11 protein-coding genes, 1 tRNA gene and 1 pseudogene are annotated in these 13853 nt (G+C 64.0%); 10 read left to right on the plus strand and 3 right to left on the minus strand.

Annotated features, from left to right (window positions below):
• The first annotated feature begins 111 nt into the window (after window positions 1-111).
• The 9 genes from BRA1253DRAFT_RS22700 (at window position 112) to BRA1253DRAFT_RS22740 (ending at window position 11462) form a co-directional block, all read left to right on the plus strand.
• The gene (locus tag BRA1253DRAFT_RS22700; RefSeq protein WP_035993821.1) at window positions 112-1848 is read left to right on the plus strand and encodes a bifunctional diguanylate cyclase/phosphodiesterase; all 1737 of its coding nucleotides are present in this window, start codon (window positions 112-114) and stop codon (window positions 1846-1848) included.
• 237 nt (window positions 1849-2085) lie between these two features.
• Entirely contained in the window at window positions 2086-3252 is a 1167-nt protein-coding gene (locus tag BRA1253DRAFT_RS22705; RefSeq protein ID WP_246648586.1) for a substrate-binding domain-containing protein, read from the plus strand.
• Between the two features lie 170 nt (window positions 3253-3422).
• The gene (locus tag BRA1253DRAFT_RS22710; RefSeq protein WP_007598207.1) at window positions 3423-4199 is read left to right on the plus strand and encodes an ABC transporter ATP-binding protein; all 777 of its coding nucleotides are present in this window, start codon (window positions 3423-3425) and stop codon (window positions 4197-4199) included.
• Window positions 4196-4918: an ABC transporter ATP-binding protein gene (locus tag BRA1253DRAFT_RS22715; RefSeq protein WP_007598210.1), complete on the plus strand. Its 723-nt coding sequence runs from the start codon at window positions 4196-4198 to the stop codon at window positions 4916-4918. Before BRA1253DRAFT_RS22710 ends, BRA1253DRAFT_RS22715 begins: the two co-directional genes overlap by 4 nt.
• Complete coding sequence (locus BRA1253DRAFT_RS22720; RefSeq protein ID WP_007598211.1) at window positions 4915-5925, plus strand: branched-chain amino acid ABC transporter permease; 1011 nt, start codon at window positions 4915-4917, stop codon at window positions 5923-5925. Before BRA1253DRAFT_RS22715 ends, BRA1253DRAFT_RS22720 begins: the two co-directional genes overlap by 4 nt.
• Window positions 5922-7007, plus strand: coding sequence for a branched-chain amino acid ABC transporter permease (locus tag BRA1253DRAFT_RS22725; RefSeq protein WP_007598213.1), 1086 nt, complete (start codon window positions 5922-5924; stop codon window positions 7005-7007). Before BRA1253DRAFT_RS22720 ends, BRA1253DRAFT_RS22725 begins: the two co-directional genes overlap by 4 nt.
• 136 nt (window positions 7008-7143) lie before the next feature.
• Window positions 7144-10254, plus strand: a complete 3111-nt coding sequence (locus BRA1253DRAFT_RS22730; RefSeq protein WP_007598217.1) for an EAL domain-containing protein — start codon at window positions 7144-7146, stop codon at window positions 10252-10254.
• Window position 10255: 1 nt separating this feature from the next.
• Window positions 10256-11311 carry a diguanylate cyclase gene (locus BRA1253DRAFT_RS22735; protein WP_007598218.1) on the plus strand — a complete coding sequence of 352 codons (1056 nt, stop codon included), beginning with the start codon at window positions 10256-10258 and terminating at the stop codon, window positions 11309-11311.
• Window positions 11312-11385: 74 nt separating this feature from the next.
• Window positions 11386-11462: transfer RNA gene (locus BRA1253DRAFT_RS22740), tRNA-Arg, on the plus strand.
• Window positions 11463-11545: 83 nt separating this feature from the next.
• Here BRA1253DRAFT_RS22740 and BRA1253DRAFT_RS22745 read toward each other — a convergent pair.
• Window positions 11546-11755, minus strand: a complete 210-nt coding sequence (locus BRA1253DRAFT_RS22745) for a hypothetical protein (protein WP_007598219.1) — start codon at window positions 11753-11755, stop codon at window positions 11546-11548.
• Between the two features lie 167 nt (window positions 11756-11922).
• Between BRA1253DRAFT_RS22745 and dinB the strand changes: the two genes are divergently transcribed.
• The gene (gene dinB, locus BRA1253DRAFT_RS22750) at window positions 11923-13026 is read left to right on the plus strand and encodes a DNA polymerase IV (RefSeq protein WP_007598220.1); all 1104 of its coding nucleotides are present in this window, start codon (window positions 11923-11925) and stop codon (window positions 13024-13026) included.
• Window positions 13027-13141: 115 nt separating this feature from the next.
• On the opposite strand, the gene BRA1253DRAFT_RS22755 is transcribed toward dinB, so the two are convergent.
• Together BRA1253DRAFT_RS22755 and BRA1253DRAFT_RS45325 are read right to left on the minus strand one after the other, a co-directional pair.
• Window positions 13142-13435, minus strand: a complete 294-nt coding sequence (locus BRA1253DRAFT_RS22755; protein WP_007598221.1) for a hypothetical protein — start codon at window positions 13433-13435, stop codon at window positions 13142-13144.
• A gap of 240 nt (window positions 13436-13675) precedes the next feature.
• Window positions 13676-13853 (minus strand): annotated as a pseudogene (locus BRA1253DRAFT_RS45325) (DNA-3-methyladenine glycosylase I); the annotation flags it as partial.

Raw genomic sequence — 13853 nt, forward strand, 5'->3', positions numbered from 1 at the left:
CCGCAAAACACCACCGTAATTCTCCGGGCCCCTTAACCAAACTTAAGAGGGAACCGCGCAAGATCGCGCCCATTGCAAAGGCGCGCTGAAACAACAAGATTCATGACTTCTATGAACGACAACAAATATTCCGGCGCGAGCGAAGCCGAACTCGGATTCCTCAAGGAAATCGTTAGAATGCTGCCTGCCGGCCTGACCGTGCAGGATGCGCAAGGCGAACTTCTCCTGGTCAACGATGTCGCGGCCGCCCAGCTCGGCATGGACGGCAGCCGCCCCTCGCGCGATCTCGCGCCGCGCCAGAAAGCCTGCCGGCAGGCCCTGAGCTCCGGTCAGGCGGTGGTCGCCGAGGAAGCGCTCCACGACGGAGCCGCACGCCAGGTGCTGCTGACCACCCATCGTCCGATCCGCCTTGACGGACGTGAGCTGCTGATCTCGGCCTCCTCCGACATCACCGAGCAGAAGAATTTCGAGGACCAGCTGTTCCGCTCGGCCTATTTCGACGAGCTGACCGGCCTGCCCTCGCGGCGGGTGATCGAACATCGCGCCACCAGCCTGCTCGCGCAGGGTCGCGCCGGCGAGCGCTTTGCGCTCGCCTTTCTCGACGTCGACAATTTCAAGCACATCAACGACTATTACGGTCACACCGTGGGCGATGCCCTGCTGGTCGAACTGTCGAAGCGGCTTGGACGCGGCCTGCGCGATTCGGACATGCTGTCGCGCATCTCCGGCGACGAATTTCTGCTGCTGCTGTCGCCGATCAAGAATCAGGAGGAAGTCGCCGAATTCATGCAATCGACGCTGGAGCGGCTGACGGCGCCGTTCTTCATCGACAATTCGGAAGTGTTCGCCTCAACCTCCGTCGGCATCAGCCTGTACCCCGATCACGGAAGCAGCTTCGAGACACTGCGCCAGAACGCCGACATCGCGATGTACCGCATCAAGAACGACGGCAAGGGATCGGCGGCCTTCTTCGACTCCAGCATGGAGCGCGAGGCGCTGGCGCGGATGAAAATCGAGCAGTCGCTGCGGCAGGCCATCCTGGAGAAGCGCTTCTGCTGCGCCTTCCAGTCCAAGGTCGACATCCGCACGCAGGAGGTGAAGGGCATCGAGGCCCTGGTTCGGCTGCGCGACGACGAGGGCGTGATCCAGGCGCCGGGCTCGTTCATCAATCTTGCCACCGAACTCGGGCTGATCGACGAGCTGACCCATCTCGTGCTCGCCGAGATCGTCAAGTCAATCGACCTGATCAACGAGACGTTCGGTGCGGAAGCGACCATCAGCATCAACGTCGCGGCCAAGCAGGCCGGCAACCCCGAATTCATGCGCAGCTTTGCCCAGGCGCTCGACGACACCAGCTTTCCGCAGCGCTTCATGATCGAGGTTACGGAAGACGCCTTCGTCGCCAAGAATCATTTCCAGGCCGAGATCCTGCCGATGTTCCGCAAGCTCGGCGTCGCCATCTCGATCGACGATTTCGGCACCGGCTATTCCTCACTGTCGGCGCTGGCCGACATCACCGCGGACGAGATCAAGATCGACCGCTCCTTCATTACCGATATCCATAAGCGCCCACGCAACCAGGGAATCCTGCGCGCGATCGAATCCCTGAGCGAAGCGCTCGGCATGACCGTGATCGCCGAAGGCATCGAATCCTACGAGGAGCTCGCCTACCTGCAGGCTGCGACCAAGATCCGCTACGCGCAGGGCTATTATTTCTCCCGGCCGATCTTCCTGGAGGAGCTGAAGCTCGCAACGCCGATCTCCAGCGAAGCACGCGCCAGTGTCACAAACCGCTCGACGCAACAGAACCGGCAGGGCTATTCCAGGGCGAACGGATACCGGCGGTAACCCCGCGCCTTTGGTTACTTTGCAAAGCCTGAGCAGCCCGTTCCGGGGGTGAGGTCAACAATTGCATCTGCCGATTTCTTCGGCGGAAGCGATCCGGCGCGGCCGGGCCGGGACAATGTCACACATGCCGGTCGCGTGGTCCGCCGGAAGGTGGAATTGCAATGTCCGCACGGTTGTGCAAATCGCTATGACCAAAGCATTTCATCAGGAGGGACCACCGTGCGTCGATCACTCGTCATGGCAACCACCATCCTCGCCCTCGCCGCGGGCACCTCCGCACAGGCCGACGATCTCAAGGTCGCGCTGATCTATGGCAAGACCGGCCCGCTCGAAGCCTATGCCAAGCAGACCGAGACCGGCCTGCAGATGGGTTTTGAATACGCCACCAAGGGCACCATGACGCTCGACGGGCGCAAGATCGTCATCATCACCAAGGACGACCAGGGCAAGCCCGATCTCTCCAAGGCCGCGCTCGCGGAAGCCTATCAGGACGACAAGGCCGACATCGCGATCGGCACGACCTCGTCGGCCGCGGCACTCGCGATCCTGCCGGTCGCCGAGGAGAACAAGAAGATCCTGATCGTGGAGCCCGCGGTCGCGGATCAGATTACCGGCGAGAAGTGGAATCGCTACATCTTCCGCACGGCGCGCAACTCGTCGCAAGACGCGATCTCGAACGCGGTCGCGATCGGCAAGCAGGGCGTCACCGTCGCAACGCTGGCGCAGGACTACGCCTTCGGCCGCGACGGCGTCGCCGCCTTCAAGGAGGCGCTCGGCAAGACCGGCGCGACGCTCGCCGCCGAAGAATATGCCCCGACCTCGACCACCGACTTCACCGCGGTCGGCCAGCGCCTGTTCGACGCGCTAAAGGACAAGCCGGGCCGCAAGGTGATCTGGGTGATCTGGGCCGGCGCCGGCAATCCGCTGGCGAAACTCCAGGACATGGATCCGAAGCGCTACGGCATCGAGCTGTCCACCGGCGGCAACATCCTGCCGGCGCTCGCCGCCTATAAGGGCCTGCCCGGCATGGAAGGCGCGACCTATTATTTCTATTCGATCCCGAAGAACCCGGTGAACGACTGGCTGGTCGCCGAACACCAGAAGCGCTTCAACGCGCCGCCGGACTTCTTCACCGCGGGCGGTTTCGCCGCCGCGATGTCTGTCGTGGCCGCCGTCACCAAGGCGAAGTCGACCGACACCGAGAAGCTGATCACGGCCATGGAAGGCCTGGAGTTCGACACGCCGAAGGGCAAGATGATGTTCCGCAAGGAAGACCATCAGGCGCTCCAGAGCATGTATCACTTCAAGGTCAGGGTCGATCCGAATGTCGCCTGGGCCGTGCTCGAGCCGGTGCGCGAGCTGAAGATCGAGGACATGGACGTTCCGATCAAGAACAAGCGCTGATCTTTCTTCCTTCACCTCCCCCGCTTGCGGGGGAGGCCGGGAGAGGGCGCTGTCCTCTTGGGGGTTCTCGCCTGAGGAGGCACCCTCTCCCCAGCCCTCCCCCGCAAGCGAGGGAGGGGGCGCAGCGTGATCGCGGATACACTTCCAACCAAACCCGATCGAAAGTTTCGATGACGCTCTCCCTCGAAACCCGCGACCTCACCATCCGCTTCGGCGGCCATGTCGCGGTCAACAACGTCACCTGCAGCTTCCGGCCGGGCGAGCTCACCGCCATCGTCGGCCCGAACGGCGCCGGCAAGACCACTTATTTCAACCTGATCTCTGGCCAGCTCCGCGCATCGAGCGGCAGCATTCTATTCGACGGCACCGACATCACCCAGCATTCCGCGCCGATGCGGACGCGCGCGGGCCTGGGGCGCGCCTTCCAGCTCACCAACCTCTTTCCGAATCTATCGGTGGAGGAAAACGTCCGCCTCGCCGTGCAGGCCGCTGACGGCACTCACTACGACATGCTGCGGCCCTGGATGGTCCGCCGTGATCTGATTGCGCGCGCCGATACGATCCTGGATCAGGTCGCGCTCGGCGGCCGCCGCGGCGTCGCCGCCACCGCACTGTCGCATGGCGACCAACGCAAGCTCGAGGTCGCGCTGATGATGGCGCTCGAACCAAAGGTGTTCATGTTCGACGAGCCGACCGCAGGCATGAGCATCGACGAGGTGCCGGTCGTGCTGAACCTGATCGCGCAGCTCAAGCAGGACAAGAGCAGGATCATCCTCCTCGTCGAGCACAAGATGGACGTGGTGCGATCGCTCGCCGACCGCATCATCGTGCTGCATAACGGGCAGCTTGTTGCGGACGGCCCTCCGGCCGAGGTGATCGCATCACCGATCGTGCAGGAAGCCTATCTCGGCGTCGCGCCCAATAAAGTTGGAGGGAGCGCAGCATGACCGATCTGTTGAAGCTCTCCGGTGTGCACACTCATATCGGCCGCTATCACATCCTCCAGGGCATCGATCTCGCTGTCGCGCAGGGGCAGACAACGATGCTGCTCGGCCGCAACGGCGCCGGCAAGACCACGACGTTGCGCACCATCATGGGCCTCTGGCAGGCCTCCTCCGGCGAGATCAGACTCGCCGGCGAGCGCATCGAGAGCCGCGCGACGCCCGACATCGCGCGGCTCGGCGTCGGCTACGTGCCGGAGAGCATGGCGGTGTTTTCGGATCTCACGGTGAAGGAAAATCTGGTGCTGGCGGCGCGCGACGGGCCGCTCGAGGACACCCAGCTCGACTGGATCTTCGGCTTCTTCCCCGCGCTGCGCCGGTTCTGGCTGTCGCGCGCGGGAAGTCTCTCGGGCGGACAGAAGCAGATGTTGTCGATTGCCCGCGCCATCATCGAACCGCGCAAGCTCCTGCTGATCGACGAGCCGACCAAGGGGCTGGCGCCCGCGATCGTGATGGCGCTGATCGAGTGTCTGAAGGAGATCAAGCGCAAGGGCGCTACCATCCTGATGGTCGAGCAGAATTTCTTTGCGGCCCGCGAGCTCGGCGACGACGTGCTGGTGATGGACAACGGCACCATCGTCCATCGCGGCGAGATGGCGGCCTTGGCGGCCGACGTGCCGCTGCAGGAGCGACTGCTCGGCCTGAGCCTGGAGACGCATCAATGACCGAGCTCGCCGCAACCGATCCGCTGCCGAAGCCCAAGCGTGACATCGCGCCGATCCTGCTGCCGATCGCGGTCGCCCTGGTGATGATTCCGCTGATCGGCTCGCCCAGCACCTGGCTGACGCTGACGGCCGCGAGCCTCGCGATGGGCATGATGATCTTCATCATGGCCTCCGGCCTCACGCTCGTGTTCGGCCTGATGGACGTGCTCAATTTCGGGCATGGCGCCTTCATCGCGGTCGGGGCCTATGTCGCGACCCTGGTGCTGGCGCCGTTCGCGGCCTCCCTTCAGGCGGATTCGCTGTGGATGAATCTCGCGGTGCTGGCGCCGGCGGCATTGCTGTCGATGGCGGTGTCCGGCGCGCTCGGCCTGATCGTCGAGCGGGTGCTGATCCTGCCCGTCTACGGCCAGCATCTGAAGCAGATCCTGATGACGACGGGCGGCCTGATCGTCGCCGAGCAGACGCTCTATGCGGTGTGGGGGCCGCAGATCATCCCGACGCCGCTGCCGACGTCGCTGCGCGGTTCCTTCATCCTCGGCGACGTCGCGATCGCGAAATACCGCGTGCTGGCGACGCTGATCGGCCTTGCCGTCTTCATCGCGATTCAGCTCGTGCTCAACCGAACCAAGCTCGGGCTTCTGATCCGCGCCGGCGTCGAGAACCGCGAGATGGTCGAGGCGCTCGGCTATCGCATTCGCCGCCTGTTCCTCGGCGTGTTCATGACGGGATCAGCGTTGGCCGGCCTCGGCGGCGTGATGTGGGCGCTGTATCGCGAGCAGGTCCACGCCTCCATGAGCGACGACCTCACCGTCTTGATCTTCATCGTCGTCATCATCGGCGGCCTCGGCTCGATCGGCGGCTGCTTCATCGGCGCGATCCTGGTGGCGATGATTGCCAATTACGGCGGCTTCCTGGTGCCGAAGCTCGCCCTCGTCTCCAACATCCTGCTGATGGTCGCCATTCTGATGTGGCGGCCGCGCGGCCTCTATGCGGTGACCAGCCGATGATGATCCTGTCAGGCGATCCGCCGCGCAGCCGCGTGCTCACGCTCGTTCTCCTCGTCATCATCCTGGCGCTGGTGGCGATGCCGTTCCTGTTTCCCGGGGCGAAGGCGCTGAACGTCGCGGCCAAGATCTGCGTCTTCGCCGCGCTGGTCGCCTCCTACGATTTGCTGCTCGGCTATACCGGCTCGGTGTCGTTCGCACACACCATGTTCTACGGGATCGGCAGCTACGCGATCGCGATCGCGCTGTACGGGATGGGCCCGAATTGGGGTGCGGTTGCAACCGGCATCGTGGTCGGCCTGCCGCTTGCCGCGCTGCTTGCGCTTGCGATCGGGCTGTTCTCGCTGCGGGTGGCTGCGATCTTCTTTGCCATGATCACGCTCGCGGTCGCATCCGCCTTCCAGGTGCTGGCCTCGCAGCTGTCCTGGCTGACAGGCGGCGAGGACGGACGCAGCTTTCAGCTGCCCGAGCTGCTCAGGCCCGGCACGGTGCTGATCTCCAAGAACGTGCTCGGATTCGAGTTCAACGGCCGCATCCTGACGTACTATCTGGTGTTCGCCGTCTCGGCCCTGATGATCCTCGCTTTGCTGCGGGTGGTGAACTCGCCGTTCGGGCGCGTGCTGCAGGCGATCCGCGAAAATCGCTTCCGCGCCGAGGCGCTCGGCTTCCGCACCGTCTTCCACCTGAGCTACGCCAACTGCATCGCCGCACTGGTCGCCGCCGGCGCCGGCATTCTTAATGCACTGTGGCTGCGCTATGCCGGCCCCGATACCTCGCTCAGCTTCTCGATCATGCTGGACATCCTGCTGATGGTCGTGATCGGCGGCATGGGCACGATCTACGGCGCGATCATCGGCGCCACCATCTTCATCCTCGCCCAGAACTATCTGCAGTCGCTGATGGGCGTCGCCTCCAAGGCGGCGTCGGAAGCCGGCCTGCCGCTGCTGCCCGGACTGTTGCATCCCGACCGATGGCTGCTGTGGCTCGGGCTGCTCTTCATCGCCAGCGTCTACTTCTTTCCGACGGGCGTGGTCGGGCGGCTGCGTAATCTCGGCAGCGACAAGAGCGCGGGCAGCTCGCATTAACGCGCGATTCATGATGCAGCGCGGCGGCTCGCTGGACACGACTGCGATCACGCAACGAGATTAACGCTCAGGTAACTGGCTTTCCTAAGCTTTACGCCATTTGTGTGCTGTATTCCTGTCCCTCCAGGGAGGGGGAATGCGCCAGGTCTTTGCAGGAATTGCAGCCGGAATGTTCCTAGCCGCGAAGCACGGCTGGGAGGCAGCCATTCGGCGCGGACCGGTGCTGTGGCTCACTTTGTGCGGCGTGTTGCTGGTCGCGGGGATCTTCGCGGTGACCGCCATGGCCGTCGGCGAATTTCGCGAACGTACCCTGACCAACCGCGAACGCGAGCTGGAAAATACGGTGCAGCTGATCGCGCGGCACTTCGATCAGCAATTTGAAGATTCCGACATCGTCGCCGCCGATGTGATCGGGCAGATGAATCTGCCGGAGATCAGTTCGGCCGCGATGTTCCGCGAGCGCATGTCCGGACCCGCGACGAACCAGATGCTGCGGAGCAAGATCGGCCCGGTGTCCTACCTCGGCGACATCGCGATCTACGATGCCGACGGCGAACTGATCAACTGGTCGCGGCCCCAGCCGCTGCCCAAGATCAACATCTCCTCACGCGCCTATTTTCAGACCTTCAAATCGAATCCGATGGCCGAACCGGTGGCGCTGGAGTCGGTCCGCAGCTTCATCATCGGAAAATGGACCACGATTGTCGCGCGTCGGCTGAGCGGCGCGGACGGCAGCTTCTTCGGCACGATGGTCCGCCGGATCGATCCGGACAGCTACCAGAACTATTTCGCGTCCGTTGCGCTTGCGGAGGGCACGGCGATCTCGCTGTTCGACCGCAATGGCAAGATGCTGTCGCGTTACCCGCATGTCGAAGAGCTGATCGGCAGGGACTTCAAGGACGCACCGCTGATGCGCAAGATGCTGGCCGAAGGTGGCCGGCACACCCTGCGCGTCAGGGGCCCGATCGACGGCGACGAGCGCCTCGGCTCCGGGGCCTCGCTGTCGCACTTCCCGCTGGTCATCGTCGCGACCAACACCACGAGAGCCGCGCTGGCCGACTGGCGGCAGCAGACCGGTTTCATGGTCACCACCGCTGCGCTTTCGGCCACCGTGATTGCGCTGATCCTGTTCCTGATCGTTCGCCAGATCAACCGGCAGAACCGTGAGGCGCAGCAACGGCTGGAAGCGGAGCGCGGGCGGCTCGACACCGCCTTGAACAACATGTCGCAAGGGTTGATCCTGTACGATGCCGCCGGATACATCGTCACCTGCAACCGCCGCTACGCCGATATGTTCGGCCTCTCTCACGATGTCATCAAGCCCGGCTGTCACATCCGCGAGGCGATGTATCATCGCAAGGAGCGCGGCGCGTTCGAAGGCGATGTCGAGGCATTTTGCGCCGACGTCATGAGGATCGTCGCGGAGGGCACGGTCTCCACGAGAAGCCATCACTTGCCGAGTGGCCGAGCTTTCCAGGTCATCAACACTCCGCTCGCGCAGGGCGGATGGGTGGCCACGATCGAAGACATCACCGAGCGGCGCAAGCTGGAGCAGGAACGCGACCGCAACTACATGTTCCTGCGCGAGATCATCGACCACATCCCGTCGCAGATCACCGTGAAGGATGCTCAAACGCGGCAATATCTGCTGGTCAACCGGACCGCCGAAGAGCAATTCGGCCAATCGAGTGAAAACATCGTTGGCAAGACTCCCTTCGACATATACCCGGATGCCTCCGCCCGAGTCGTCACCGACGATGACAGCAAGGCGCTGAAGTCGGGCGAGAGATTGTTCAAGGACGAGCATGCCTGGCAGAGCCAGGCCAAGGGGATGCGCTACATCACCTCGACCCGGATCGGAATCCGCGACGAATCCGGCGAGCCGCGTTACCTCATCAACGTCGTCGAAGATGTCACCGAACGGCGGCGCGCCGACGAGAAGATCGCGCATATGGCGCATTACGATGCGCTGACCGACCTGCCCAACCGGGCGCTGTTCCGCGAGCAGATCGAGCGCGAACTGGAGAAGGTCGGCGGCGGCAGCCAGTTTGCGCTGCTCTATATCGACGTCGACGAGTTCAAGGGCATCAACGATTCGCTCGGTCATCACGTCGGCGACGAGCTGTTGAAGGGAATCGCGGCCCGCATCCGCAGCTGCCTCGGACCGGGCGACCTGATCGCGCGGCTCGGCGGCGACGAATTCGCGGTGATCCAGACCGGGATCAAATCATCCGCCGACGTGGTGTCATTCGTGACGCGGATCTTCGAGGCGATCCGCCGGCCCTATCATTGCTTCGGCCATCAGCTCTCCACCGACGCCAGCATCGGCATCGCCATGGCACCGCAGGACGGCACCGATCTCGACCAGCTCATCAAGAATGCCGATCTCGCGATGTACGGCGCCAAGGCCGAAGGACGCCGCACTCACCGTTTCTTCGAGCCGGAGATGGATGCGAGCGCCAAGGCGCGCCTGAGCCTGGAGCAGGATCTGCGCCAAGCCCTGGTGAACGGCGGTTTCGAGATCCACTATCAGCCGCTGGTCGACCTGCGCACCAACGAAGTCTCGGGATGCGAGGCGCTGCTGCGCTGGCGGCATCCCGAGCGCGGCATGGTGTCGCCGGCGGAGTTCATCCCGATTGCCGAGGACACCGGCTTGATCAACGAGCTCGGCGACTGGGTGCTGCGCATGGCCTGCAACGAGGCCGCGACCTGGCCGGCGCATGTGCGTGTCGCGGTCAACGTCTCGCCGGTGCAGCTCAAATGCGAGACGCTGGCACTGCGGATCGCCGGCGCGCTCGCGGATTCCGGACTTGCCCCGTGCCGGCTCGAGCTCGAGATCACCGAGGCCGTGCTGATCCGCGACGACGAGGCGGCGCTCTGGATCCTGCACCAGCTCCGCGCCATCGGGGTGCGCATCGCGCTCGACGATTTCGGCACCGGCTACTCCTCGCTCAGCTATCTCAAGCGCTTCCCGTTCGACAAGATCAAGATCGACCGCTGCTTCGTCGCTGATATCGCCGAGACGAGCGGCGCGCCCGTGATCGTGCAGGCGGTGGTGAACATCGCCGCCGCCAGCAACATGACCACGGTCGCGGAGGGCGTCGAAACCGAGGCGCAGCGCGAGATGCTGCGCGCGCTCGGCTGCACGGAGATGCAGGGCTATCTCTTCAGCAGACCGAAGCCGGCCAGCGAAGTGCGAAAGCTGTTCGGCCCAAACCATGCCTTGCCGGTGGCGGCGGTGGCCTGACATGGCGAAGCCGGGGAAAACGTCAGCCAAGACGGTCGACGTTGCGGATTCCTACGCCGTGCGGCTGATGCAGCATCTGGTGGTGCCGACCTTCGTGGTCGACCCGAAACGCCGCGTCGTGATCTGGAACAGAGCCTGCGAGCGGCTGACCGGCGTTGCCGCCTCCGAGGTGATCGGCACCAATAAACACTGGCAGGCCTTCTACGAGACCAGGCGCCCTTGCCTCGCCGACCTCGTCGCGCTCGACCGCCCGGAACAGCTGCCGGAGTTCTATTCGGAATATGCCGCGCGCGGCCATAACGGGCTCGGCTTCAGCGCCGAGAACTGGTGCGTGATGCCGAAGCTCGGCAGCCAGCTCTATCTCGCCATCGACGCCGGCCCCATCCACGACGAGGCCGGCCATCTGATCGCGGTGGTGGAGACTTTGCGCGACCTTACCGACCAGAAGCGCGCCGAGATGGCCCTGAAGGAGCTTGCCAGCAAGGACGGGCTGACCGGCCTGTCGAACCGCCGCGCGTTCGACCAGATGCTGATGAGCGAATGGGCCCGCGCCCAGCGGACGCAGAAGCCGGTGGCGCTGCTGTTCGTCGATGTCGATCATTTCAAGCTGTTCAACGATCGCCACGGCCACCAGAGCGGCGACGAGTGCCTGCGCGCGGTCGCGTCCGTCGTCAGCCGGCATGCCGTGCGCCCGCTCGATCTCGCCAGCCGTTATGGCGGCGAGGAATTCGCGCTGATCCTCCCGGACATGGATTGCGACGCCGCCTGCGCCATCGCCGACGAAATCCGCTGCGCTGTGATGGCCTTGCGGATCACCCATGGCGCCACCGGGGCCGGTGACCACGTCACCCTCAGCGTCGGCGTCGCCAGCCACATTCCCGGCGAAACCGACGGCAGCCCCGACCGTCTGCTGGCCGCGGCCGACGAGGCGCTCTATGCGGCCAAACGGCTCGGCCGCAACCGGATCATCTGCGCCGAACGGCTGCTCGCCGAGTTCGCCAAGCTCGGGCGGGACGGCGTGCCGGTTCCGGGCCGCGTCGCCAGAAAATCAGCCTAGCCCGAATCAGCCTGGCAGGAGACGGCGGAAGCGGTTGCCCGGCCCCCGCCAATCGGCTAAATGAACCTCGACTAGCACCCGTAGCTCAGCTGGATAGAGCGTTGCCCTCCGAAGGCAAAGGTCACACGTTCGAATCGTGTCGGGTGCGCCAGTCTCTTCCAGTCCGCGCTGGAGCCCCCACCCGAGTGGCCTTGTTACCGCCCGCGCTCAAGTCATCGCCGGCTCAGCGCAAGCTCAATTCAGCATCGAGATGATCGCCTGGACCTGGTCGGAAGCCGACGTGACCAGTCCGTCGTACGACGTCTGGCCGTGTGCGGCCGCCTTCAGGATGCATTCGGCTACGGCCGCTTTCAGACCGAAGACCGACTGATCGGGCGGCACGCTCGCCATCACGGCCTCCAGCGCCTGACGCATGGTTCGAATGAGTTCGGAGCTGTATTGCATGGACTGTCCTCCGGCGGCTCATATTAGAGCGCATGCCCATGCTTGCCACTCACAAGCCTGAGATTGCTTTTTGATGGACTGGTACATCCCGCAGCGGCGGCCAGCCTGTGTCGACCGCTGAATCACATCACCTCGCGCTTCTCATCGCTCAATTGTATCATCTTGCCATGAGCGAATCCGACACGGTGACCGGCGAGACCTCGCCCGTCCGCAAGATCATCCATATCGACATGGATGCCTTCTACGCGTCCGTGGAACAACGCGATCATCCGGAGCTGCGCGGAAAGCCGGTCGCGGTCGGAGGCTCCGCGGAACGTGGCGTCGTCGCCGCCGCCAGCTATGAGGCCCGCGAGTTCGGCGTTCGCTCCGCCATGCCGTCCGTGACGGCGAAGCGACAATGTCCCGATCTGATCTTCGTCAAGCCGCGCTTCGAGGTCTACAAGGCGATCTCCAGGCAGATCCGCGACATCTTCGCGGAGCATACCGCCATCATCGAGCCGTTGTCGCTCGACGAGGCCTATCTCGACGTGACCGAAAACCTGCAAGGCATTCCGCTGGCACGCGACATTGCACTCAAGATCCGCGAGAGGATCAAGGCCGAGACGGGTCTCAACGCGTCGGCCGGCATCTCCTACAACAAGTTCCTGGCCAAGCTCGCCTCCGATCATCGCAAGCCCAACGGTCAGTTCGTGATCTCACCGGAGATGGGACCCGCCTTCGTCGAGACGCTGCCCGTCGGCAAATTCCATGGGATAGGCCCGGCCACGGGCGCGAAGATGAACGCGCTCGGCATGTTCACCGGTCTCGATATTCGTCGTCAGACGCTGGAGTTCATGAATGCGAATTTCGGCAAGTCGGGCGCCTATTACTACTGGATCTCGCGCGGTGTCGACGAACGGCCGGTCCGGGCCAACCGGGTCCGCAAGTCCATCGGCGCGGAGACCACGTTCTCAAGCGATCTCACCGAATTCGACACGCTGGTCGCCGAGCTCAAGCCGCTCGTCGACAAGGTGTGGCGCCATTGCGAGGCGACGGGCAGCCGCGGCCGCACCGTCACCTTGAAGATCAAGTTTGCCGATTTCGAGATCATCACGCGCAGCAGGTCCGCTCTTTCGCCGGTTGCAGGCCGGGACGATCTTGAGCGGCTGGCTTGCGGTCTGCTCGAAGGCGAGATGCCGCTGCCGAAGAGCGTCAGGCTCCTAGGAGTCTCGCTGTCTTCCCTCCAGGCCGGGGACGATGCGGAGCCGCCGCAACTGACTCTCGGCATCTGAACCAAACTGACGGGCTTTCCGCGGACGCAGACAGCCACGTAGAGCGCGCTCGCCACGCGAATCTACGGTGGCGGGTTTTCAGACTCGCCACCGAAGGTCGATCCCCTGGGCCCGATCAATGCCTCACGTGCTCGAACACGACGATCACGCCGGTCGGCTCGGGCTCGTGCGCCATCAGGCGTGTCAGCTCGGAATCGCCCCAATCGGCGAGGCTGACGACTTCGCCGCTCTGGCGCTCGGTGCCGGGGGGCGCCGTGGGCTCGACGACCTTCAGCCCTGTCTCATCGACGAAGAAAGTGTGTTCGCCGAACATGCTGTTGAGCTGCGGCATGGCGGGATGCTCGTCGGGCAGCACCTGAGCGCCGAGCTGGTTGACGGTCTGCTTCACCTGTTCGGATGTGAGCTTCATGAGCTGCTCCGTTTCTGTCACGTCGGTTTCATTGAGCTGAGCCAGACCGGGCGTTCCCTGCGCCGATGTTCGCCTGGCCTATCTCCCGAACAGGTGCTCCGCACAAATGTTCCCGAAAAATACATTTCGTGATCACGGGTTGCGCCCTGCCGCGCTTGCGGCACGAGATCGCCACAGGACGCACATGATTCGGCATCCCCAGAGCCGAATCCAAGAGCCAAATTCCAAGAGCCGAATTCGCTACTCGCTTCTGTTCTCGCCGACGGACAGCGCGCAGATGCGTGACAGATATGTGTAGGGGAGCCCGGTCTCCTCGGCCCAGGCATTGAACTGCGCCTGCACTTTTGCCAGATCGCCTTTCGACTTGACCACTTCGGCGATGTCGAGACCGGCATCGCGCAGGCAGGCCACGACGTCC

Source organism: Bradyrhizobium sp. WSM1253 (genome assembly GCF_000244935.1).
Taxonomy (GTDB): Bacteria; Pseudomonadota; Alphaproteobacteria; order Rhizobiales; family Xanthobacteraceae; genus Bradyrhizobium; species Bradyrhizobium canariense.

What these genes read in the sequence shown, in the direction of transcription:
- BRA1253DRAFT_RS22720 (WP_007598211.1), top strand. Translation starts at nt 4,915, where the DNA reads ATGACCGAGCTCGCCGCAACCGATCCGCTGCCGAAGCCCAAGCGTGAC.
- BRA1253DRAFT_RS22755 (WP_007598221.1), bottom strand. Translation starts at nt 13,435, where the DNA reads ATGAAGCTCACATCCGAACAGGTGAAGCAGACCGTCAACCAGCTCGGC.
- BRA1253DRAFT_RS22710 (WP_007598207.1), top strand. Translation starts at nt 3,423, where the DNA reads ATGACGCTCTCCCTCGAAACCCGCGACCTCACCATCCGCTTCGGCGGC.
- BRA1253DRAFT_RS22700 (WP_035993821.1), top strand. Translation starts at nt 112, where the DNA reads ATGAACGACAACAAATATTCCGGCGCGAGCGAAGCCGAACTCGGATTC.
- BRA1253DRAFT_RS22745 (WP_007598219.1), bottom strand. Translation starts at nt 11,755, where the DNA reads ATGCAATACAGCTCCGAACTCATTCGAACCATGCGTCAGGCGCTGGAG.
- BRA1253DRAFT_RS22725 (WP_007598213.1), top strand. Translation starts at nt 5,922, where the DNA reads ATGATGATCCTGTCAGGCGATCCGCCGCGCAGCCGCGTGCTCACGCTC.
- BRA1253DRAFT_RS22735 (WP_007598218.1), top strand. Translation starts at nt 10,256, where the DNA reads ATGGCGAAGCCGGGGAAAACGTCAGCCAAGACGGTCGACGTTGCGGAT.
- BRA1253DRAFT_RS22730 (WP_007598217.1), top strand. Translation starts at nt 7,144, where the DNA reads ATGCGCCAGGTCTTTGCAGGAATTGCAGCCGGAATGTTCCTAGCCGCG.
- BRA1253DRAFT_RS22715 (WP_007598210.1), top strand. Translation starts at nt 4,196, where the DNA reads ATGACCGATCTGTTGAAGCTCTCCGGTGTGCACACTCATATCGGCCGC.
- dinB (WP_007598220.1), top strand. Translation starts at nt 11,923, where the DNA reads ATGAGCGAATCCGACACGGTGACCGGCGAGACCTCGCCCGTCCGCAAG.
- BRA1253DRAFT_RS22705 (WP_246648586.1), top strand. Translation starts at nt 2,086, where the DNA reads ATGGCAACCACCATCCTCGCCCTCGCCGCGGGCACCTCCGCACAGGCC.